Consider the following 20,704-nt stretch of genomic DNA (forward strand, 5'->3'; position numbering starts at 1 on the left):
CCCGTCACACCACTCACCCCGATTCGAGGAGCACCGCCATGACGACGTCCCGCCTTTTCGACCCCGCCCGCCTCGGCGCGCTGACCCTGCCCAACCGCCTCGTCATGGCGCCCATGACCCGTAACCGCGCCTCCGCGGACGGCGTCCCGCAGCCCGTCATGGCCACCTACTACGCCCAGCGCGCCACCGCGGGCCTGATCATCGCCGAGGCGTCCACGCCCAACGCCGTAGGGCAGACCTACGCCAACATCACGGCCATCCACAGCGCGGCCCACGTCGAGGGCTGGCGACACGTGACCGACGAGGTCCGCGCCGCCGGGGGCCGGATGTTCCTCCAGCTCCAGCACGGCGGCCGGATCGGCCACCCCGACAACAGCGGCGGCCTGACCCCGATCGCCCCCTCACCGGTGCCGCTCCCCGACACCATTCACACCGCGACCGGCCACCGGCCCGCCGTCATACCGAGGGAGATGACGTCCGACGACATCCGCACCACCGTGGCCGACTTCGCCGACGCCGCCCGCAAGGCCGTGGCGGCGGGCTTCGAAGGCGTCGAGGTGCACGGCGCCAACGGCTACCTCCTCCACCAGTTCCTCGGCCGGGGCACCAACCACCGCACCGACGCCTACGGCGGAACGGTCGAGGGCCGCGTCAGGTTCGTGGTCGAGGTCGTGCGTGCCGTCGCGGACGCGATCGGACCCGAGCGGGTGGGCCTGCGGATCTCTCCGGGACTCACCGTCAACGGCATGGACGAGGGAGACACCGACGACATCTACCCCGCGCTCGTCGACGCCCTCTCGGACCTGGACCTCGCCTATCTGCACATCGTCTTCGCCGACCCGGACAGTCCGCTCTTCCAGGACCTCCGCAAGCGCTGGACCGGCACGCTGATCGCCAACCCCGTGCTGCCGAGGGAGCGGATTCCCGCCGACGGCGGCAGAAGCGAGGGCGAGCGTCTCCTGGCCGCCGGCGCCGACCTGGTGGCGCTCGGCCGCCCGTTCCTGGCCAACCCCGACCTGGTCGAGCGGCTGCGAGTGGGCGCGCCGCTCAACCAGGTCAGGGACCGGTACCTGATGTACGTAGGAGGGGAGACGGGCTACACGGACTATCCGTTCCTGTCCGGCAGCCGCCGATGAAGTGAATATCAGGCGCCCGGGGCCCCTGGATTTGCTCAATCCGGGGTGAAGGTTCGCGGCGACGCGCGAAATATTCTGGCTCACCGTGCTCCGAAGCCCGGTCCGTGCTAGTCTTGATCTCAGTTGCAGTTGTGGTTCCCATAGATACTTCAAGTGCCTTAGGTAACTTCACGTTGCCGGGCGCTTTTCTATTTCCGGATGCATTTTTTCCGGGCGGGGCAATCATTGCGGCGACGCCGAGGTCCGCACAGTGTGGGCCCCGGGCACTGCCCCGAAGGAGAATTTGCATATGGCTACTGGCACCGTGAAGTGGTTCAACTCGGAAAAGGGCTTCGGCTTCATCGAGCAGGAGGGTGGCGGCCCCGACGTCTTCGCCCACTACTCGAACATCGCCACCCAGGGCTTCCGTGAGCTTCAGGAAGGCCAGAAGGTGAACTTCGATGTCACGCAGGGCCAGAAGGGCCCGCAGGCGGAGAACATCGTTCCCGCCTGACGCTGAAGCGTTGAGCGCAGCTGGTGCCCGTACCCTGGTGGTACGGGCACCAGCTCGTTGCTGTTTGCGGGGCATCCCGCCCGGGTAGACACGACCACCGGGTGGCACACCACCCCGGCGGGGCGCCAAGACCCCCGCACCCCATTGATCCGGCCCGTCCGAGGGCCGCCTGCCGCAGTGGAATCCCAGCATTCCGACGTCAGGCGTCGCCATTCTCCGTACCGGCGCGCCGGCTGTTTTTCAGTCTGCTATTCGGCTCGTTCTTGCAATTCGTCCGGCACTCATGCGCCGGGAATTCCTCGATACGTGCCATATCGAGGAAGGTTCTCCATGAACCGTTCAGCTCGCACGAACGACCGTTACTCCAACCCCCGCAGGGGTTCCGCCGGCGGCGACCGGGGCGCCCGTTTTCGACCCCAGGGCCAGGGCCAGGGACGCCCCGGCGGCAAGAGCTCCGGCGGCTACGGGCGCAGGCCCGCCGCGCCGCAGGGCGAGTTCGCGCTGCCCGTCACCGTCACGCCCGCCCTTCCCGCCGTCGAGACCTTCGGTGAGCTCGACCTGCCGGCCGAGATCCTCAAGACGCTCACCGGCCTCGGTGTGACCGTGCCGTTCCCGATCCAGGCGGCCACCCTGCCGAACTCGCTCGCGGGCCGGGACGTCCTCGGCCGCGGCCGCACCGGCTCCGGCAAGACCCTCGCCTTCGGGCTCGCTCTGCTCGCGCGCCTCGCAGGTCAGCGCGCCGACGCCAAGCAGCCCTTCGGTCTGATCCTCGTCCCCACGCGCGAGCTCGCGCAGCAGGTCACCGAGGCGCTCACCCCCTACGCCCGGTCGCTGAGGCTGCGGATGGCCACCGTCGTCGGCGGTATGTCCATCGGCCGTCAGGCCAGTGCCCTGCGCGGTGGCGCCGAGGTCGTCGTCGCGACGCCCGGACGCCTCAAGGACCTCATCGAGCGCAAGGACTGCCGTCTGGACCGGGTGAAGATCACCGTCCTGGACGAGGCCGACCAGATGGCCGACATGGGCTTCATGCCGCAGGTCACCGAGCTGCTCGACCTGGTGCACCCCGAGGGGCAGCGCATGCTGTTCTCGGCGACGCTGGACCGCAACGTCGACCTGCTGGTGCGCCGCTACCTGCACGACCCGGTCGTCCACTCCGTCGACCCGTCGGCGGGCGCCGTCACCACGATGGAACACCACGAACTGCATGTGCACGGCGCCGACAAGTTCGCCGCCGCCACCGAGATCGCGGCCCGCGACGGGCGGGTCATCATGTTCCTGGACACCAAGCACGCCGTCGACCAGTTCACCAAGCACCTGCTCGGCAGCGGCGTGCGGGCCGCAGCCCTGCACGGCGGCAAGTCCCAGCCGCAGCGCACCCGCACCCTGGCCCAGTTCAAGGCCGGTACGGTCACGGCGCTCGTCGCCACCAACGTCGCCGCCCGCGGCATCCACGTCGACAACCTCGACCTCGTGGTCAACGTCGACCCGCCGAGCGACCACAAGGACTACCTGCACCGCGGCGGCCGTACGGCCCGCGCCGGTGAGTCCGGCAGCGTCGTCACCCTGGTCCTGCCCAACCAGCGCCGCGACATGAGCCGGCTCATGCGCGACGCCGGCATCCGGCCGCAGATCACCCAAGTCCGTTCGGGCGAGGCTGAGTTGAGCCGTATCACCGGTGCTCAGGCGCCCTCCGGCGTCCCGGTCACCGGCACCGCGCCGGCCGCGGAGCGCCCCAAGCGCGGCGGTGCCCCGTTCCGCGGCATGGGCTCGCGCCCGGGCCGCGCCGGTGGTGACTCGCGCCGCACCTCCGAGGCCCGCCAGCTCGCGGACGCCCGCAAGGCCGCGCGGGTCCGCCGCGCCGGCTGACGCATACGCACGAAGGCCGGAGGCCCTGGACCCATATCGGTCCAGGGCCTCCGGCCGTTCTGCTGCTGTCAGCCCTTGCGGGTGGTGATGTCCTCGGTGAGCTGGGGGACGACGTCGAAGAGGTCGCCGACGACGCCGTAGTCGACGAGGTCGAAGATCGGGGCCTCGGCGTCCTTGTTGACCGCGACGATGGTCTTCGAGGTCTGCATACCGGCCCGGTGCTGGATCGCGCCGGAGATACCGTTGGCGATGTACAGCTGCGGGGACACACTCTTGCCGGTCTGGCCGACCTGGTTGGAGTGCGGGTACCAGCCCGCGTCCACCGCGGCACGCGAGGCACCCACGGCCGCACCGAGGGAGTCGGCGAGGGCCTCGATGAGTGCGAAGTTCTCCGCGCCGTTGACGCCACGGCCACCGGAGACCACGATCGCGGCCTCGGTCAGGTCCGGACGCCCGGTCGACTCACGCGGCGTGCGCGAGACGACCTTCGTGCCCCTCGCCTGCTCGGAGAAGGACACGGTCAGGGCCTCGACCGTGCCGGCCGCCGGAGCCGGCTCGACCGGAGCCGAGTTGGGCTTGACGGTGATGACCGGGGTGCCCTTGGCCACACGGGACGTGGTCGTGAACGAGGCGGCGAACGCCGACTGCGTGGCAACCGGACCCTGCTCGCCGGCCTGCAGGTCGGTGGCGTCGGTGATGACACCCGACCCGATCCGCACCGCGAGACGGGCGGCGATCTCCTTGCCCTCCGCGGACGAGGGCACCAGAACCGCGGCCGGGGACACCGCGTTGTAGGCGGCCTGCAGCGCATCGACCTTCGGCACGACCAGGTAGTCGGCGTACTCGGAGGCGTCATCGGTCAGGACCTTGACGGCGCCGTGCTCGGCCAGGACGGCCGCGGTGCCGGCGGCACCCGCACCCAGCGCCAGCGCGACGGGCTCACCGATGCGGCGGGCCAGCGTCAGCAGCTCCAGGGTGGGCTTGCGGACGGCACCGTCCACGTGATCGACGTAGACCAGAACTTCAGCCATGGGACTTCTTCTCTCCTGCGTGCGAAAGATGAGGGCTAAGGGGGCGATGGGACGGGCGGGGCTAGATGAACTTCTGGCCCGCGAGGAACTCGGCGAGCTGCTTGCCGCCCTCGCCCTCGTCCTTGACGATCGTGCCCGCGCTGCGCGCCGGACGCTCGGCCGCCGCGTCCACGACCGTCCACGCACCCGCCAGACCCACCTCGTCGGCCTCCAGGTCCAGATCCGACAGGTCCCAGGACTGAACCGGCTTCTTCTTCGCCGCCATGATCCCCTTGAACGAGGGGTAACGCGCCTCGCCCGACTGGTCGGTCACCGACACCACCGCCGGCAGCGAGGCCTCCACCTGCTCCGAGGCGGTGTCACCGTCACGACGGCCCTTCACCACACCGCCCTCGACCGACACCTGCGACAACAGCGTCACCTGCGGCACACCCAGCCGCTCCGCGAGCAGCGCCGGCACCACACCCGCCGTGCCGTCCGTCGACGCCATACCGGACACGACCAGATCGAAACCGGCCTTCTCGATCGCCTTCGCCAGCACCAGCGACGTGCCCACGATGTCCGTGCCGTGCAGATCGTCGTCCTCGACATGGATCGCCTTGTCCGCGCCCATCGACAACGCCTTGCGCAACGCGTCCTTCGCGTCCTCCGGACCCACCGTCAACACGGTGATCTCCGCATCGTCCGCCCCGTCCGCGATCTGCAACGCCTGCTCGACCGCGTACTCGTCCAGCTCCGACAACAGACCGTCCACATCATCACGGTCCACCGTCAGATCATCAGCGAAATGCCGGTCCCCCGTCGCGTCCGGCACATACTTCACGGTGACAACGATCCTCAAGCTCACGCCGGCTCTCCTGCCTCTGGTTCCTGAAAGCGACACTATGGCACTCAGTACCCTCTGGCAAGGTACGTGGTGCCAGAGGGGCCGCTTCGGTGTTACGTTCCCGGCATGACTGAGGCGACCAGACCGGCCAAGAAGGCGCCGATGCGCGAGGTGCTCGCCGAGGCGGCGTTCCAGCTCTTCCTCGACCGGGGTTTCGAACAGACCACGGTCGACGACATCGTCGCCCGTGCGGGTGTCGGGCGCAGGTCGTTCTTCCGGTACTTCCCGTCCAAGGAGGACGCGGTCTTCCCGGATCACGAGCGCTGCCTCGCCGACATGACGGCCTTCCTCGAAGAGGCCGACGGCACCGACCCGGTGGGTACCGTCTCCGACGCGGCGCGCCTCGTGCTGCGGATGTACGCGGCCAACCCCGAGTTCTCCGTGCAGCGCTACCGCCTCACGCGCGAGGTGCCGGGGCTGCGGACGTACGAACTGTCGGTGGTGCGGCGCTACGAGCGCACCCTGGCGGGCTATCTGCGGGAGCGATTCGAGGGGGAGCGGGACGGCGCGCTGCGGGCCGAGGTGATCGCCGCGTCCGTCGTCGCCGCCCATAACAACGGGCTCCGCTCCTGGCTCCGTTCGGGTGGTGAGGGAGACCCGTACGCGGCCGTGGACCATGCTCTGGGGATGGTGCGCGGTGTGTGGAGTGGCGCGGACCAGGGTGCGGCCCCGCGCGCCGCCGAGGACGAAGTCGTCGTGATGGTCGCCCCGAAGGGTGCCCCGATGTGGCAGGTCGTGCAGCGGATCGAAGCGGCCTTGGGGCAGGGCTGAGGACTCGGTCCGGAGACGGATCCTGCTTAATTTGGCACTCAGTACCTTTACAGCGTGGAACTCAGTGCCATACGGTGCGAAGGCGCCGACGCGATGGTGCGGCGCATCAGAGCCGAGCGCAGGGGGCCGAGCCGTGTCCGAGACAGCAACCCACACCGCGCCGATCGGGCACGAGGTGTCCCACACCGCGCCGACCGGGCCCGACGGGACCGGCCTGACGATCCAGCGCTGCCGATGGTGCGGCACCGCCTCCTTCAGGCGGCTTCTGTGTCCGGTGTGCGCGTCGAGCGATCTGCAGGCCGAACACAGCGACGGTCTTGGCGTCGTCGTGCAGTCCAGCGTCGTGAACCGGTACACGGGGACGGCGCGCAACGAGTCCCTCGTCCGTTTCCCGGAAGGCTTCGTGTTCCGGTGCCGTGTCGTCGGTGCCGCCCCGAACCTGGTGTGGATCGGCGCCCGTGTGCGACCCGTGGCCGGCAGCGACCCCGACGCCGGGGAAGTGGTCTTCGAACTGTGTGACACGGGTGGGCGCACCGACTGGCAGTGACTCTGCCGAATGGCGACAACTGGAGGCCCGGCAACCGCGGGCGGCCGCAAGAGAGGAGGATCTTCGATGCGTGAGTTCGGCAGAGTGGGCGTGGTGGGCTGCGGCCTGATGGGATCGGGCATCGCGGAGGTCTGCGCCCGCGCCGGTCTCGACGTCCTGGTCGCCGAGCGCGGCGAAGAGGCGCTTGCGGCGGGCCGGTCCCGTGTCACGGCGTCCCTCGACCGCGGCCTGCGCAGCGGCAAGTTGAGCGCGGACGAGCGCGAAGCCGCCCTGGCCAGAATGGAGTTCACCACCGACCTCGACGAGTTCGCCGACCGTGACCTGGTCGTCGAGGCCGTCGCCGAGCAGCCCGACGTGAAGATCGCCGTGTTCAAGGAGCTCGACCGGGTGCTCGGGGGCGGGGACGCGGTCATCGCCTCCAACACCTCCTCCATCCCGATCATCGACCTCGCCGCGGTCACCTCACGCCCCCAGCAGGTCGTCGGCGTCCACTTCTTCAACCCCGTACCCGTACAGCGCCTCGTCGAGGTCATTCCGACGCAGCTCACCGCGCAGAGCGTCACCGACGCGGTGACGGACTTCGCAGAGCGGCGGCTCGGCAAGACCGTCGTCCACGCTCAGGACCGGGCGGGCTTCGTCGTCAACGCCCTGCTGATCCCGTACCTCGTCTCCGCCGTCAGGATGCTGGAGTCGGGGGCCGCGTCCGCCGAGGACATCGACAACGGCATGGTGCTCGGCTGCGCGCATCCCATGGGCCCGCTGCGCCTCCTCGACCTCATCGGCCTCGACACGGCCCAGTCCATCGCGGAGTCGATGTACGACGAGTTCAAGGAGCCGCTGTACGCGCCCCCGCCGCTGCTGCGCCGCATGGTCGCCGCGGGCGCGCTCGGCCGGAAGTCGGGGCGCGGCTTCTACGCGTACGACAGCTGAGCCGCCGCAGTCGGCACCGGTCAGAAGTCGACCGGGTCCCGGATCAGCGGGCATGTCATGCAGTGCCCGCCGCCTCGGCCGCGGCCCAGTTCCGCGCCGACGATGGTGATGACCTCGACGCCCGCCTTGCGCAGCAGCGTGTTCGTCTGCGTGTTGCGGTCGTACGTGACGACGACGCCCGGCTCGACCGCGACGGCGTTGTTGCCGCTGTCCCACTGCTGGCGTTCGGAGGCGTAGACGTCGCCGCCGGTCTCGATCACGCGCAGTGCGCCGACGCCGAGCGCCTTCGCCACGACGTCGACGAAGGGGCGAGAGCCCTCGTCGGTGATGTGGAGGCCGGACGGATCATCGCCGGGGCGCAGCGTGAAGGTGTGGACGGCGTCCATGATGACCGGGTAGAGCGTGACGATGTCGCGGTCGGCGAAGGTGAAGACGGTGTCCAGGTGCATGGCGGAGCGCAGCTTCGGCATGCCGGCGACGATGACCTGGTCCGCCGCGCCGTTCTCGAACAGGGCGGCCGTCACCTGCGTGATCGCCTGGCGTGAGGTGCGTTCGCTCATGCCCATCAGGACGACGCCGTTGCCCACGGGCATGATGTCGCCGCCCTCGAACGTGGCCTGGCCCCAGTCCCGCTCGGGGTCCCCCCACCACACGGTGGAGCCGGTGAAGTCGGGGTGGAAGGTGTAGATCGCCTTCATCAGCAGGGTCTCGTCGTGGCGTGCGGGCCAGTACAGCGGGTTGAGGGTGACGCCTTCGTAGAGCCAGCAGGTCGTGTCGCGGGTGTAGAGGGTGTTGGGCAGGGGCGGCATCAGGTACTCGCGTACGCCCGTCGACTCGCGGACCAGGGCGACGTAGTCGGAGCGGAACTCGTCCGGCAGGTCGGTCGTGGCCAGGCCGCCGATCAGATACTCGGTGAGACGGTGCGGGCTGAGCTCGTCGAGGAAGGACCGGGTGTCGTCCATGAGGCCGAGGCCGACCTCGTTGGCGACGATCTTGCGGTCCAGGAGCCAGGCCTTCGCTTCGGGGATCGTCATGGTCTCGGTGAGCAGTTCGTGCAGTTCGACGACGTCGACGCCGCGTCCGCGCAGCTTGCTGACGAAGTCGGCGTGGTCGCGCTGGGCGTTCTCCACCCACATCACGTCGTCGAAGAGGAGGTCGTCGGAGTTGGTCGGGGTGAGCCTGCGGTGGGCGAGGCCGGGCGCGCAGACCAGGACCTTGCGCAGCGTGCCGACCTCGGAGTGGACGCCGAGGGCCGGCTCGGCCGTGGTGTCGTTGCTGGTCACGATGTGCCTTTCCAGAGAGTCGGTGTGACGGGCGGGCCGGTCAGAGGCTGATCCAGCCGGCCGCCAGGGCGATGACACCAAGGACGGCTCCGGCCACGGACACCGCGAGGATGACGAGTTCGGCGGGGGAGAACAGGCGCCTGCCCTGTTCGCGGCGGGCCATCACGAAGAGGACCGTGGCGGGCGCGTAGACGATGAAGGACACCAGGACGAACTTCATCCCGGCCGCGTAGAGAAGGAACGCCGTGTAGACGGTCGCGAGGCCCGCCACGACGAGTTCGCCGCGCGAGCCGTTGGCCGCGACCGTGAGTGCGTCCGGCCGCACCGCGATCTTCACGGCGAACGCGGCGGCCAGCAGGAACGGGATCAGCGACAGGGCGCTCGTCAGATCGAGCGCGAAGTTGAACGCGTCGTCGGAGAACGAGGTGATGACGAGGACGACCTGGGAGAGGGCCGTGGTCATCACGAGTGCGGGCACGGGAACGTCGGCGCTGCTCGTGCGGGCCAGGAACCGCGGCATGTCACTGTCCCGGGCGGCGACGAGGAGGACCTCGGCCGCCATCAGCGTCCACGCGAGGTAGGCGCCGAGCACGGAGACGATCAGGCCGACGCTGACGAACACCTTGCCCCAGGTGCCGACCGCCTCCTCGAGGACGCCCGCCATGGACGGCTGGCGCAGCTCGGCGATCTCGCCCATCGGCAGGATGCCGTACGACACGATCGTGACGGAGGCGAAGACGGCGAAGACGCTCAGGAAACCCAGCACGGTCGCGCGTCCGACGTCCTCGCGGCGTTTGGCGTGGCGGGAGTAGACGCTCGCGCCCTCGACGCCGAGGAACACGAAGACCGTGGCCAGCATCGTGCCTCTGACCTGGTGGAACAGTGAGCCCGCGTAGTCGGCGCCGGCGAAGTTCTCCGCGAAGACATGCGGTTTGAGGCAGAAGAGGGCCAGCAGGACGAAGACGAGGATCGGCACGACCTTCGCGACGGTGACGATGCGGTTGATCGTGGCGGCTTCCTTGACGCCGCGCCGGATCAGGAAGAAGAACGCCCACAGCCCCGCGGAGGAAAGGATGATCGCCAGGGCGGTGTCGCCGTCGCCGAGGGCGGGGGCGATCGCGCCGATGGTCGACATGATCAGTACCCAGTACGTCACATTGCCGACGCAGGCGCTGGCCCAGTAGCCGAACGCGGAGAAGAAGCCCAGGTATTCGCCGAACCCGGCCTTGGCGTACGCGTACACACCCGCGTCCAGGTCGGGCCTGCGGACGGCGAGCTTCTGGAAGACGAAGGCGAGCATCAGCATGCCGGTGCCGGCGATGGCCCACGCGATCAGGGCGCCGGCCACGCCGGTCTCCTGCGCGAAGCGGCTCGGCAGGGAGAACACGCCGGCACCGACCATGGATCCGACGACCATCGTCGTCAGCGTGAGCAGGGTCAGCTTGGCCGCGGGTGACTGCTCGGGCCGGTCGGCGGCGAGGGAGCCTTCTGCCTGCGTCATGTCTTCCTCTGGCCGTGGGGCGTTGGAACCGACAGGGGATGACCATATTCACAAAATGTGCTGTATGTCCCTTTGAGGGGCGCACGGACGGCAGGGGGAGCAACGCCGCGCGCCGAACGGGAATTTCGGGCATATCGTGCATCGAGGAAGCCTTGTGAAGCCTCACGCCTCCGGAAAGGCGGTCGCATGCAGCCCGAACTGACACCCGCCGTACTCACGTCGCTGCGCCGGCCCCGGCACTATCCGGCGGTGTCGGTCCTCCTGCCCACGCACCGGCGCAAGCCGGACAACGCGCAGGACCCCATCCGGCTGCGCAATCTGCTGGCCGGTGCGGCGAAGGAGCTGGAGGCCGATCCCGCGGTGACCCCGGAGCGCCGCCAGGACGTCGTCCAGCAGCTGGATCTGGCGCTCGCGGAGATCGACCTCGACCACGCCGAGGACGGTCTGGCGATCTTCGCCTCGCCGGGCGAGCACCACGTGTGGTCGCTGCCGCGCACCGTCCCCGAACGCGTCGTACTCGCCGACACGTATCTGACCCGCAATCTCGTCGCCGCGTACACCGCCGAACAGCCCTACTGGGTCCTCGCGGTCTCGGCGGACCGCGCCGCGCTGTGGAGGGGCGACGCGCGGCGCCTGGTGGAGCAGCACACCGCCGGATTCCCGCTGACCCGGAGCCTCGACGACCCCGACGCCGAGCGCAAGGAGCGCATCGGGGACCTGCCGAGCACCTACCGCGACGAGCAGACCCGCCAGTTCCTCCGGCAGGTCGACACGGCGCTCGGCGAGACCCCGGCTCCGACGGGGCGGCTGTACGTCGCCGGTGAGCAGGAGGCCGTCACCCTGCTCAACGAGGTCGGAACCGCCACCGAGCACGCCGTTCCCGTGGCCCACGGCGGGCTCGCGAACGCCGGCGCGGAAGCGGTGCGCGAGGCGGTACGGTCCGCCGTCACCGCACAGGAGCAGCAGAGCGTGGCCACCACCATGGCGGACATCGAGCGCGCCCGGGGCTGGAAGGAGTTCGCCGCGGGCGTGGACGAGGTCTGGGAGCACGTCGCCGCCGGGCGGGTCCGCGCACTCGTCGTCGAGGAGCACTTCCGCACCACCGTCCGGCAGGACGGCGAGCACCTGGTCCCGGCCGAGCCCGGCGACCTGGACGCCCACGACGACATCGTCGACGAGATCGTCGAACGGGCCCTGGAGACGGGCGCCGAGGTGCGTTTCGTCCCCGACGCAACCCTCCCGGAGGGGACGGGAATCGTCGGGATCATGCGCTATTGACCTCGCCGGCACCCCCGTCGGAGGTGTCGGAAGAGCCAGAGATTCAAGGAGACGTCTGAATGAGTGCCGGTTCCCCCGGGAAGAAGCCAGCGCCGCGCCGGCGGCGGTCCATGACGGCCGCCCTCGCGGTGCTCGCCGCCGCGACAGGCGCCGCGGCCCTCGTGTCGTGCAGCACGGACAACGGCAACAACAGTTCGTCGAGCGTCAGCCCGCGCCCGACACCCCCCAATACGGCTTCCTTCTCCGGCAGCCCGCCGTCCGCGATGGCGTCGTCCGCCAAGTCGGCCGTCGCCTCGGCGAAGGCGGAGGCCTCGGCGGCGGCGAGCTCCGCTTCGGCCAGGGCCTCCGAGTTCGAGGCGTCCGTGTCGGCCGAGGTGGAACGGGCCAACGCCGCGGCCGCCAGCGAACTCATGAAGGTCGAGGGTCAGGGCAACGCCACGGCCGACGTCGCCCTCACCGGCAAGCCGCGGTCCCAGACGGGCGGCGTGTTCGCCGTCGTCGTCAACATCACCAACCGCACGGACAAGAAGGCGAACTACGCCGTGCAGGTCGACTTCAAGGACCCCGACGGGAAGGTCGTCGAGACCCGGTACGTCGGCGCGGAGAACCTCGACCCCGGCGAGCGGGCCCAGCCCCTCGCCATCAGCCGCAAGCCCCCGGAGCTGAAGCTGACCGCGAAGGTCGCCAAGGCTCAGCGCTACTGAGACCGAGCGGCGCTGCGGAGAGCACGGCGCCGCGGAGAGGTGTCTCAGGGCCGGAGCAACTGCGTGAAGCGCTCGATGTCGACGTTGCCGCCGCTGACGATCACACCGACGCGGCGGCCGCGCAGCTGCCCGGCCAGGGCGCGCGCGGCGGCGAAGCCGAGGCAGCCCGTCGGCTCGACGACGGTCTTCATCCGGGTGTGGAAGATCCGCATGCACTCGACGAGCTGGTCGTCCGTCGCGGTGAGGATGTCGTCGACGCCGTCCTTGATGACGGCGAAGGTGTGCTTGCCCAGGTGTCGTGTCTGCGCGCCGTCCGCGATCGTCTGCGGGGTGTCGATGTCGACGATGTGGCCCTCGCGCAGCGACTGCCTGCCGTCGTCGCCCGCCTCGGGCTCGACGCCGTAGACCGCGCAGCCCGGGGACAGGGCGCGGGCGGCGAGGATCGACCCGGAGAGCAGGCCGCCGCCGCCCAACGGCACGAACAGCGCGTCGAGTTCACCGACCTCCTCGAACAGCTCCTTGGCCGCGGTGCCCTGACCCGCCATCACATCCGGGTGGTCGTACGGCGGGATCAGCGTCAGGCCCCGCTCGGCGGCGACCCGGTGCCCGATCTCCTCGACGTTCTCGGAGTAGCGGTCGTACATCACGACCTCCGCGCCGTACCCCTTGGTGGCGGCCAGCTTGGCCGCGGGCGCGTCGTGCGGCATGACGATGGTCGCGGGCATTTCCAGGATGGCGGCGGACAGGGCCACGGCCTGCGCGTGGTTGCCGGACGAGTAGGCGACGACGCCGGCCCGGCGCTGCTCCGGGGAGAACCTGGACAGCGCGTTGAACGCGCCGCGGAACTTGAAGGCGCCCATGCGCTGGAAGTTCTCGCACTTGAAGTGGAGGGAGGCGCCGAGTTCGGCGTCGGTGAGGCGCGAGGTGAGTACGGGGGTGCGGTGGGCGTACGGGGCGACGCGCTCGTGCGCGCGCACGACGTCCTCGTAGGTCGGCAGGTCGGTCGGCGTCAGGTCGGCCATGGGGGAATTCCTCTCGATCAGCAGCTGCTCATGTGGCGTCCGGGCGTGCGGGACGGGACATCCGCTCATTTGGCGTCCGCGTACACCGTCGCCCTCGACACACCCAGGTGGTCGGCGACGATGCCTGCCGACCGGCGTACTTCCATGAAGCCCTGGGACTTCAACTCCCGTACGAGTTCCCGGCGTTGGGTGGTCCGCAGGGCGCGGGGCGTGGTCGCGCGGTCGGCGGCGAACGCGTCGATGCGGGCGCGGATGGCGTCGCCGCCCGCCGGGTCGAGCGACTCGGCGGGGGCCGCGGAGCCGTCGGAGCGGCCGAAGTGGTCGAGCACCGTGCCGATGCCGTCGAAGACGGTCATGTCGATGTTCAGGCAGAGCGCGCCCGCGTAGTGGCCCCGCTCGTCCTTGATGCCGATCGACGTGCTCTTGACCCGGCGGCCGTCCGCGAACCGGTTCGGATAGTTCGCCACGACCTGCGGGTAGGCGTCGTCGGCCAGCCGTGCGAGCCCGAGTTCGGTGGCGGGGTCGCCCACGGAACGGCCCGACAGGTTGTTCTCGATGGCGACGATCGCGTGGTCAGGGTCGTCGAGATCGTGCACGACGACCTCGCAGAACGGCGCGAAGGTAGCCGCGAGGCCCTTGGCGACCTGCTGGAGCTGCTCCATGAGATGGGTGTGACCGGGTTCGGACATGCTGACAGTTTATAAAGAGCTGGACGATCCGTCCAGAGAGATCGATTGCCGTGCGGAGAGTTCACGTGATCACGTCGTCACGTGCTCGGAGCCGCCGTCCTGGCCAGCCAGTCGTACGCGGCCTCGGCCGTGAACTCCCGCTGTCCGCCCCGGAACAGCAGCCCCGCCGTGGCGAACGCGGGATCGTCGGCCTGCGCGGCCACGTACGGGATCGCGATGCAGCGCATTCCCGCGGCGTACGCGGCGGCGGCGCCCGGGATCGCGTCCTCCATCACCGTGCAGTGTGCGGGCATCGCGCCGAGCCGGCACGCCGCCTCCAGGAACACGTCCGGCGCGGGCTTGCCGTGGGCGACCTCGTCCGCCGAGACACAGACCCTGAGCTGTGCGGCCAGGCCCGTACCCGCCAGGATCGCGTCGATGGCTTCGGGCGACGATCCGGACGCGACGGCCATCGGGACCCCCTCCTCGTGCAGCCGCTCCACGAACTTCCGCATCTGCGGATAGACCGGCGTGCCGACGCGCGCGAGCGCCAGATAGCGGGTGTTCATCTCCGTGAGCAGCGCCTCCACCGGGGCCTGGATGCCGTGCTTCCGGCGCAGGATCCCGATGGTCTCCTGGGTGCTGATGCCGACGTACGACTCGTGTTCCCGCCAGGAGAAGTCCGGGACGCCGTGCTCGGCGAGGGTGCGCCGGCACGCCTCGAAGTAGTTCGGCTCGCTGTCGACGAGGGTTCCGTCGAGGTCGAGGACGACCGCGGTGCTGCCCAGGGTGCTCATGTGCTCCAGGATGACAAGGCCGCGGTCAGCGGCGCTCGGCGGCGGCCCGGCCGATCGCCTCGACGAGCGGCAGGACCCGGTGCGGCACCCGCTCGCGCAGCGCGACCTCGGTGCGGGTGCGGACCACGCCGGGCAGCCGGTTGAGCTGCTGGACGATGTCCTCCAGATGGCCGTTGTCGCGGGCCACCACGCGGGTCAGGAGGTCTCCGCCGCCGGTGATCGAGAAGGCCTCGATGATCTCCGGCACACCGGCGAGCCCGTCGCTCACGTCTTCGAGATGGCCCTGGGTGACCTCGATGTGGACGAACGCGAGGACCGGGTGCCCGAGCGCCGTGGGGGAGAGGGCCGGGCCGGTGCCGGTGATCACACCGTCGCGCTCCAGCCGGTCGAGCCGCGCCTGGAGCGTGCCGCGGGCCACGCCGAGGATGCGGGCGTACTCGCGCACACTCGTACGCGGCTGCTCCAGGAGGAGACGCAGGATGCGGGTGTCCAACTCGTCCACGGCCATGGGCTGCGGCCTCCTTCGCGGGGCGGTGATCGCCGGACGACTGTACCAATGGTCCAGCGGATCCGGGATTGCGCGAGCCAGTGGGTGAAACGGCGGCCTTCGGAGGGCCGCGAGGGGGGAGCGCCCGGGATCCTGTGCGGTATCCGGTGCGGGGTCCTGTCGAGAGGGGGTCGGTCACGAGATATCTTGATGTCGAGCAATGTTGCAGACGTGGAGCGGAGCACCCGGTGACTGACTCGACCATCATCTATACGCACACCGACGAGGCCCCGGCCCTCGCGACGTATTCGTTCCTGCCCGTGGTCGAGGCCTACGCCTCGACCGCCGGCGTCAGTGTGGAGAGCCGCGACATCTCGCTGGCCGGACGGATCATCGCCAGCTTCCCGGAGCGCCTCGAGGAGGGCCAGCGCATCGACGACGCGCTCGCCGAGCTCGGCGAGCTGGCCAAGACGCCCGGCGCGAACATCATCAAGCTGCCGAACATCTCGGCCTCCATCCCGCAGCTGAAGGCGGCCGTCGCCGAGCTGCAGGGTCAGGGCTACGCGCTGCCGGACTACCCGGACGACCCGCAGACGGACGAGGACAAGGACGTCCGCGCCCGTTACGACAAGGTCAAGGGCAGCGCCGTCAACCCGGTCCTGCGCGAGGGCAACTCCGACCGCCGCGCCCCCGCGTCGGTCAAGAACTACGCCAAGGCGCACCCCCACCGCATGGGCAAGTGGACGCCGGAGTCGAAGACCAACGTCGCCACCATGGGCGCCAACGACTTCCGTTCCACCGAGAAGTCCGCGGTCATCGCCGAGCCCGGCACCCTGCGCATCGAGCTGGCGGCCGCCGACGGCACCACCACCGTCCTGCGCGAGTCCGTACCGGTCCTCGCCGGCGAGGTCGTCGACGCCTCCGTCCTGCACGTCGCCGCGCTGCGCGAGTTCCTCACGGCACAGATCGCCAAGGCCAAGGCCGAGGGCGTCCTGTTCTCCGTGCACCTCAAGGCCACGATGATGAAGGTCTCCGACCCGATCATCTTCGGCCACGTCGTGCGCGCCTTCTTCCCGAAGACGTTCGCGAAGTACGGCGAGGCGCTCGTCGCCGCCGGCCTGTCCCCGAACGACGGCCTCGGCACCATCCTCAAGGGCCTGGACTCCGTGCCCCACCTGGGCGCCGAGATCAAGGCGTCCTTCGAGGCCGAGATCGCCGAGGGCCCCGCCCTCGCCATGGTCGACTCCGACAAGGGCATCACCAACCTGCACGTACCGTCCGACGTCATCGTCGACGCGTCCATGCCGGCCATGATCCGCACCTCCGGCCACATGTGGGGCCCGGACGGCGAGGAGGCCGACACCCTCGCGGTGCTGCCCGACAGCAGCTACTCCGGCGTCTACCAGGCCGTCATCGACGACTGCCGCGCCAACGGCGCCTTCGACCCGTCCACGATGGGCTCGGTGCCGAACGTCGGCCTCATGGCGCAGAAGGCGGAGGAGTACGGCAGCCACGACAAGACCTTCGAGATCCGGACCGCGGGCACCGTCCGCCTCGTGGACGCCGCGGGCAACGTGGTCCTGGAGCAGGAGGTCGCCGAGGGCGACATCTTCCGCGCCTGCCAGACCAAGGACCTGCCGATCCAGGACTGGGTCAAGCTCGCCGTCACGCGTGCCCGCGCGACCGGCAACCCGGCCGTGTTCTGGCTCGACGAGGGCCGCGCGCACGACGCGACGCTCATCGAGAAGGTCAAGACGTACCTGGCCGACCACGACACGGACGGTCTCCAGATCGAGATCATGTCGCCGGTCGAGGCCACCGCGTTCTCCCTGGAGCGCATCCGCCGCGGCGAGGACACCATCTCCGTCACCGGCAACGTCCTGCGCGACTACCTGACCGACCTCTTCCCGATCCTCGAGCTGGGCACGAGCGCGAAGATGCTCTCCGTCGTCCCGCTGATGAACGGCGGCGGTCTGTTCGAGACGGGCGCCGGCGGCTCCGCCCCGAAGCACGTCCAGCAGCTCGTCAAGGAGGACTACCTGCGCTGGGACAGCCTCGGTGAGTTCCTCGCCCTCGCCGTCTCCTTCGAGCACCTCGCGACCACCACGGGCAACGCCCGCGCCAAGGTCCTGGGCGAGACCCTCGACCGCGCGACCGGCACCTTCCTCAACGAGGACAAGTCGCCGAGCCGCAAGCTGGGCGGCATCGACAACCGCGGCAGCCACTTCTACCTCGCCCTGTACTGGGCGCAGGAGCTGGCCAAGCAGACCGACGACGCCCAGCTCGCCGAGGCGTTCGCGCCGCTCGCCAAGACCCTCGGCGAGCAGGAGCAGACGATCGTCGACGAGCTGATCGCGGTCCAGGGCAAGCCGGCCGACATCGGCGGCTACTACCAGCCCGACGCCACCAAGGCCGCGGCGATCATGCGGCCGTCGGCCACGTTCAACCAGGCCATCGCGTCGCTCGCCTGAGCACTTCGGGCAGCGCTCCCGGCGTGACGCGTTCCGCCCCGGTCGGCACCAGCCGACCGGGGCGGTCCCGTATGCGCGGTTCGGGTGGAACGATGTCCCGCACCTCACCTCACGCATTTCTCCGAGTGGTTGCGGCCGGGCGGATCACCGCCGCCGGTCATCCCTCAACCGTATGAGGGTGCGCGGCGCAGGGGGTGTGCCACAGGGGCAGGCCCGGGAGGCACAGGATTTCGCGCGAGGATTTCAGCCCCTGGCCTCAGAGCTCCAGCGCCGCCGCCAGCCGCCGCCACTGCTCCCGGGGCAGGCCGGCCCGGTCCTCGCCTGGGGCCAGCACCTGGACGGCGACATGGTCCGCGCCCGCGTCCAGGAAGGCGTCGATCCGCTCGCGCACCCGCTGCTCGTCACCCCAGCCGAAGAGGGCGTCGACGAGCCGGTCGCTGCCGCCGTTCGCGAAGTCGTCCTCGGTGAAGCCGAGGCGCAGCCAGCTGTTGGTGTAGTTGGCCAGCTGCAGATAGAGCGCGAGCGTCTCGCGGGCGGTCGCCCGGGCGCGGTCCGGGTCGGCCTCCAGGACCACGGTGAACTCCGGCGCTAGCAGCGGCCCCTGGCCGAGCGTCTCACGGGCCTGAGCGGTGTGCTCCGGGGTGACCAGATACGGGTGGGCGCCGGCGGCACGGTCCCGGGAGAGCTCCAGCATGCGCGGGCCGAGCGCGGCCAGCACGCGGCGGTCGGCCGGGACCCCCGCGGCGTCCAGCGCGTCGAGGTAGTCGACCATGGCGCCGTACGGACGCTTGTACTGCGCGGTGAGCTTCGCGTGGCTGACGCCGAGGCCGAGCAGGAACCGGCCGGGGTGGGCGGCCTCCAGGGCGGCCCAGCGGTCGGCGGTCTCCCGCGCCTCGTGCTGCCAGATGCTGAGGATGCCGGTCGCGACGGTGATCTTCGAGGTGGCCTCGATCAGTGGGGCGGCGTGTTCGATGCCACTACTGCCGCCGAGCCAGAGCGCGCCGTAGCCGAGCTGCTCCAACTCCACGGCGGTTTCGGCGAGTTCGGCCGCGCGAGCAGGGTCCGGGTCGCGCAGCCCGGAGTTCCACAGGCCGTACCTGCCGATCGCGGATGTCTGCGTGCTGCTGCTGTCGCTGAAGCTCATGAGCTGTCTCCCGCTGCCAGGTGGATCGATGTCCGACGTCTGCCGCAACCCTCGTAGGCGATCTTGTATTCCATCACTGCAACGCCGTGCGCGAGGGCCGCGCCGGCGGGCCGCACCGTCGACACACTCCCCGGATCAACCCGCCTTGATCATGTCGGCGCACTTCTCGCCGATCATCATCGTCGTGATGCACGGATTGACGGCAGGCAGGAACGGCATGACTGACGCGTCGGCCACCCGTAGCCCGCTGACCCCCTTGACCCGCAGTTGCGGGTCGAGCGGCGAGTCCGCGTCGGACGCCGAGCCCATCCGGACTGTTCCCGCCGGGTGATACACCGTGTTGTGGGTCTCCTTGATGTACGCGAACAGCTCGTCGTCGGACTGAGCGGCCGGGCCGGGGGCGAGTTCGGTCCCCGCCCACGCGGCCATTGGCGCCTGCGCCGTGATCTCCCGTGCGAGCCGAAGCCCGTGGATCATCACCCGGATGTCGTGCTCATCCGTGAAGTACCGCGGGTCCACCCTGGGCTTGTCGCGGAAGTCGCGGGTGCGCAGCCGCACCGTGCCCATGGACCGGGCCCGGGTGACGTTCGGCGTGAGACAGAACGCGTTGTCCGTCGTCGGGTAGCCGTGCCGGTACGTGTTCATGTCGAAGGGCACCGAGCCGTAGTGGAACATCAAGTCGGGCCGGTCCAGGCCTGGTTCGGTTCCGGTGAAGATGCCGATCTCCCACCACTGCGTGGACCTCGTGACCATGGGCTGCTTCGCCTCCCACATGATCACACCCTCCGGATGGTCCTGGAGATGCGAGCCGACCCCGGGGGAGTCCACCCGCACGTCGACGCCGCAGTCGCGCAGGTCCCCGGCCGGGCCGATGCCCGACAGCATCAGCAGCTTCGGCGAGTCGATGGCCCCGCAGCTCACGATGACTTCACGCCGCGCCGCGACCGAGCCGCTGTGAATGGTGTCGGGCTCCAGGTATTCGACACCGGTGCAGCGATGGTTGCCGTCGAACAGCAGCAGCCTGGCCTGGAGGCCGGTACGGATCTCCAGATTCGGCCGGCTGTCGAGAATCGGATGGAGATACGACACGGACGCGGACGAACGGGTGCCGTCCTCACGGGCGTTGATCTGGAACCAGTGCGCGCCGCGCACCACCGTGGAGCCGGTGTTGAACGGCGTGGTGGGAATGCCCGCGTCGGCGCAGGCGGCCAACAGGGCTCTGCCGCACGGGTCGTGGGGCGGGATCGTGCGGATGGTCACGGGACCGGAGCGGCCATGGTGGTCGCCGGGCGCGTCGTTGGTCTCCAGGCGCTGGTAGAGCGGGTAGCAGTCCGCGGCGCTCCACCCCGTACAGCCCAGCGTCCCCCACTCGTCGAGATCCTCGGCCGGCGCCCAGAACGCGATGCAGGAGTTGTGCGACGAGCAGCCGCCGAGGACCTTGCCACGGGCGTGCCGCAGGAAACTGTTGCCGTTCTCCTGCGGCTCCACCGGGTAGCCCCAGTCGTAACCGGACTCCAGCAGGGCCATCCACCGCTCCAGCCGCAGGATGCTGTCGTCGCCGACGTCGGAGGGACCGGCTTCCAGCACACAGACAGTGACGGCCGGGTCCTCGCTCAGCCGCGCGGCCACGACCGCCCCGGCCGTACCACCGCCGACCACCACGTAATCGAACTCATCCACCTCTGCTGC

Annotated in this window: 19 protein-coding genes; 9 read left to right on the top strand and 10 right to left on the bottom strand. The window is 70.0% G+C overall.

The window, feature by feature from the left end; translation table 11 throughout:
* Positions 1-38: 38 nt before the first annotated feature.
* From OHO83_RS37355 to OHO83_RS37365, 3 genes are all read left to right on the top strand, one after another.
* Positions 39-1,136 carry an alkene reductase gene (locus OHO83_RS37355; RefSeq protein WP_330280406.1) on the top strand — a complete coding sequence of 366 codons (1,098 nt, stop codon included), beginning with the start codon at positions 39-41 and terminating at the stop codon, positions 1,134-1,136.
* Between the two features lie 289 nt (positions 1,137-1,425).
* Complete coding sequence (locus OHO83_RS37360; RefSeq protein WP_100598391.1) at positions 1,426-1,629, top strand: cold-shock protein; 204 nt, start codon at positions 1,426-1,428, stop codon at positions 1,627-1,629.
* 330 nt (positions 1,630-1,959) lie between these two features.
* Positions 1,960-3,495, top strand: coding sequence for a DEAD/DEAH box helicase (locus OHO83_RS37365; protein ID WP_330280407.1), 1,536 nt, complete (start codon positions 1,960-1,962; stop codon positions 3,493-3,495).
* 68 nt (positions 3,496-3,563) lie between these two features.
* On the opposite strand, the gene OHO83_RS37370 is transcribed toward OHO83_RS37365, so the two are convergent.
* Positions 3,564-4,526 carry an electron transfer flavoprotein subunit alpha/FixB family protein gene (locus OHO83_RS37370; RefSeq protein WP_330280408.1) on the bottom strand — a complete coding sequence of 321 codons (963 nt, stop codon included), beginning with the start codon at positions 4,524-4,526 and terminating at the stop codon, positions 3,564-3,566.
* Positions 4,527-4,587: 61 nt separating this feature from the next.
* Positions 4,588-5,373: an electron transfer flavoprotein subunit beta/FixA family protein gene (locus OHO83_RS37375; RefSeq protein ID WP_266667418.1), complete on the bottom strand. Its 786-nt coding sequence runs from the start codon at positions 5,371-5,373 to the stop codon at positions 4,588-4,590.
* A gap of 105 nt (positions 5,374-5,478) precedes the next feature.
* Between OHO83_RS37375 and OHO83_RS37380 the strand changes: the two genes are divergently transcribed.
* From OHO83_RS37380 to OHO83_RS37390, 3 genes are all read left to right on the top strand, one after another.
* The gene (locus OHO83_RS37380) at positions 5,479-6,183 is read left to right on the top strand and encodes a TetR family transcriptional regulator (RefSeq protein ID WP_266667834.1); all 705 of its coding nucleotides are present in this window, start codon (positions 5,479-5,481) and stop codon (positions 6,181-6,183) included.
* 133 nt (positions 6,184-6,316) lie between these two features.
* The gene (locus OHO83_RS37385) at positions 6,317-6,730 is read left to right on the top strand and encodes a Zn-ribbon domain-containing OB-fold protein (RefSeq protein ID WP_389573678.1); all 414 of its coding nucleotides are present in this window, start codon (positions 6,317-6,319) and stop codon (positions 6,728-6,730) included.
* A gap of 66 nt (positions 6,731-6,796) precedes the next feature.
* Positions 6,797-7,660 (top strand): 3-hydroxybutyryl-CoA dehydrogenase, encoded by an 864-nt coding sequence (locus OHO83_RS37390; protein WP_266667832.1) that lies wholly within the window; start codon positions 6,797-6,799, stop codon positions 7,658-7,660.
* Positions 7,661-7,680: 20 nt separating this feature from the next.
* On the opposite strand, the gene OHO83_RS37395 is transcribed toward OHO83_RS37390, so the two are convergent.
* Both OHO83_RS37395 and OHO83_RS37400 read right to left on the bottom strand, forming a co-directional pair.
* On the bottom strand, positions 7,681-8,943 hold the full coding sequence (locus tag OHO83_RS37395) for an arginine deiminase (RefSeq protein ID WP_330280409.1): 1,263 nt from the start codon (positions 8,941-8,943) through the stop codon (positions 7,681-7,683).
* Positions 8,944-8,983: 40 nt separating this feature from the next.
* A complete protein-coding gene (locus OHO83_RS37400) occupies positions 8,984-10,444 on the bottom strand; it encodes a basic amino acid/polyamine antiporter (protein ID WP_330280410.1) in 1,461 nt (486 codons plus the stop codon).
* A gap of 186 nt (positions 10,445-10,630) precedes the next feature.
* Here OHO83_RS37400 and OHO83_RS37405 point away from each other — a divergent pair, with 186 nt between their 5' ends.
* Positions 10,631-11,722 (top strand): baeRF3 domain-containing protein, encoded by a 1,092-nt coding sequence (locus tag OHO83_RS37405; RefSeq protein WP_330280411.1) that lies wholly within the window; start codon positions 10,631-10,633, stop codon positions 11,720-11,722.
* A 59-nt stretch (positions 11,723-11,781) separates the two neighbouring features.
* Positions 11,782-12,426 carry a hypothetical protein gene (locus tag OHO83_RS37410; RefSeq protein WP_329436320.1) on the top strand — a complete coding sequence of 215 codons (645 nt, stop codon included), beginning with the start codon at positions 11,782-11,784 and terminating at the stop codon, positions 12,424-12,426.
* Positions 12,427-12,470: 44 nt separating this feature from the next.
* On the opposite strand, the gene OHO83_RS37415 is transcribed toward OHO83_RS37410, so the two are convergent.
* The 4 genes from OHO83_RS37415 to OHO83_RS37430 form a co-directional block, all read right to left on the bottom strand.
* A complete protein-coding gene (locus OHO83_RS37415) occupies positions 12,471-13,448 on the bottom strand; it encodes a threo-3-hydroxy-L-aspartate ammonia-lyase (protein WP_266667822.1) in 978 nt (325 codons plus the stop codon).
* A gap of 65 nt (positions 13,449-13,513) precedes the next feature.
* On the bottom strand, positions 13,514-14,137 hold the full coding sequence (locus OHO83_RS37420; protein WP_266667820.1) for a helix-turn-helix transcriptional regulator: 624 nt from the start codon (positions 14,135-14,137) through the stop codon (positions 13,514-13,516).
* Positions 14,138-14,214: 77 nt separating this feature from the next.
* Complete coding sequence (locus tag OHO83_RS37425) at positions 14,215-14,913, bottom strand: HAD family hydrolase (protein WP_330280412.1); 699 nt, start codon at positions 14,911-14,913, stop codon at positions 14,215-14,217.
* 25 nt (positions 14,914-14,938) lie between these two features.
* Positions 14,939-15,421: an Lrp/AsnC family transcriptional regulator gene (locus OHO83_RS37430; protein WP_266667816.1), complete on the bottom strand. Its 483-nt coding sequence runs from the start codon at positions 15,419-15,421 to the stop codon at positions 14,939-14,941.
* A gap of 227 nt (positions 15,422-15,648) precedes the next feature.
* Here OHO83_RS37430 and OHO83_RS37435 point away from each other — a divergent pair, with 227 nt between their 5' ends.
* Positions 15,649-17,871, top strand: a complete 2,223-nt coding sequence (locus tag OHO83_RS37435) for an NADP-dependent isocitrate dehydrogenase (RefSeq protein WP_330280413.1) — start codon at positions 15,649-15,651, stop codon at positions 17,869-17,871.
* Between the two features lie 256 nt (positions 17,872-18,127).
* Here OHO83_RS37435 and OHO83_RS37440 read toward each other — a convergent pair whose 3' ends face one another.
* On the bottom strand, positions 18,128-19,015 hold the full coding sequence (locus OHO83_RS37440; protein ID WP_330280414.1) for an LLM class F420-dependent oxidoreductase: 888 nt from the start codon (positions 19,013-19,015) through the stop codon (positions 18,128-18,130).
* A gap of 135 nt (positions 19,016-19,150) precedes the next feature.
* The gene (locus OHO83_RS37445) at positions 19,151-20,695 is read right to left on the bottom strand and encodes a GMC family oxidoreductase (RefSeq protein WP_330280415.1); all 1,545 of its coding nucleotides are present in this window, start codon (positions 20,693-20,695) and stop codon (positions 19,151-19,153) included.
* Between the last annotated feature and the right edge of the window lie 9 nt (positions 20,696-20,704).

This window comes from Streptomyces sp. NBC_00569 (genome assembly GCF_036345255.1).
Classification (GTDB): Bacteria; Actinomycetota; Actinomycetes; order Streptomycetales; family Streptomycetaceae; genus Streptomyces.

What these genes read in the sequence shown, in the direction of transcription:
- OHO83_RS37355 (WP_330280406.1), top strand. Translation starts at nt 39, where the DNA reads ATGACGACGTCCCGCCTTTTCGACCCCGCCCGCCTCGGCGCGCTGACC.
- OHO83_RS37360 (WP_100598391.1), top strand. Translation starts at nt 1,426, where the DNA reads ATGGCTACTGGCACCGTGAAGTGGTTCAACTCGGAAAAGGGCTTCGGC.
- OHO83_RS37365 (WP_330280407.1), top strand. Translation starts at nt 1,960, where the DNA reads ATGAACCGTTCAGCTCGCACGAACGACCGTTACTCCAACCCCCGCAGG.
- OHO83_RS37370 (WP_330280408.1), bottom strand. Translation starts at nt 4,526, where the DNA reads ATGGCTGAAGTTCTGGTCTACGTCGATCACGTGGACGGTGCCGTCCGC.
- OHO83_RS37380 (WP_266667834.1), top strand. Translation starts at nt 5,479, where the DNA reads ATGACTGAGGCGACCAGACCGGCCAAGAAGGCGCCGATGCGCGAGGTG.
- OHO83_RS37390 (WP_266667832.1), top strand. Translation starts at nt 6,797, where the DNA reads ATGCGTGAGTTCGGCAGAGTGGGCGTGGTGGGCTGCGGCCTGATGGGA.
- OHO83_RS37400 (WP_330280410.1), bottom strand. Translation starts at nt 10,444, where the DNA reads ATGACGCAGGCAGAAGGCTCCCTCGCCGCCGACCGGCCCGAGCAGTCA.
- OHO83_RS37405 (WP_330280411.1), top strand. Translation starts at nt 10,631, where the DNA reads ATGCAGCCCGAACTGACACCCGCCGTACTCACGTCGCTGCGCCGGCCC.
- OHO83_RS37410 (WP_329436320.1), top strand. Translation starts at nt 11,782, where the DNA reads ATGAGTGCCGGTTCCCCCGGGAAGAAGCCAGCGCCGCGCCGGCGGCGG.
- OHO83_RS37415 (WP_266667822.1), bottom strand. Translation starts at nt 13,448, where the DNA reads ATGGCCGACCTGACGCCGACCGACCTGCCGACCTACGAGGACGTCGTG.
- OHO83_RS37420 (WP_266667820.1), bottom strand. Translation starts at nt 14,137, where the DNA reads ATGTCCGAACCCGGTCACACCCATCTCATGGAGCAGCTCCAGCAGGTC.
- OHO83_RS37425 (WP_330280412.1), bottom strand. Translation starts at nt 14,913, where the DNA reads ATGAGCACCCTGGGCAGCACCGCGGTCGTCCTCGACCTCGACGGAACC.
- OHO83_RS37430 (WP_266667816.1), bottom strand. Translation starts at nt 15,421, where the DNA reads ATGGCCGTGGACGAGTTGGACACCCGCATCCTGCGTCTCCTCCTGGAG.
- OHO83_RS37440 (WP_330280414.1), bottom strand. Translation starts at nt 19,015, where the DNA reads ATGAGCTTCAGCGACAGCAGCAGCACGCAGACATCCGCGATCGGCAGG.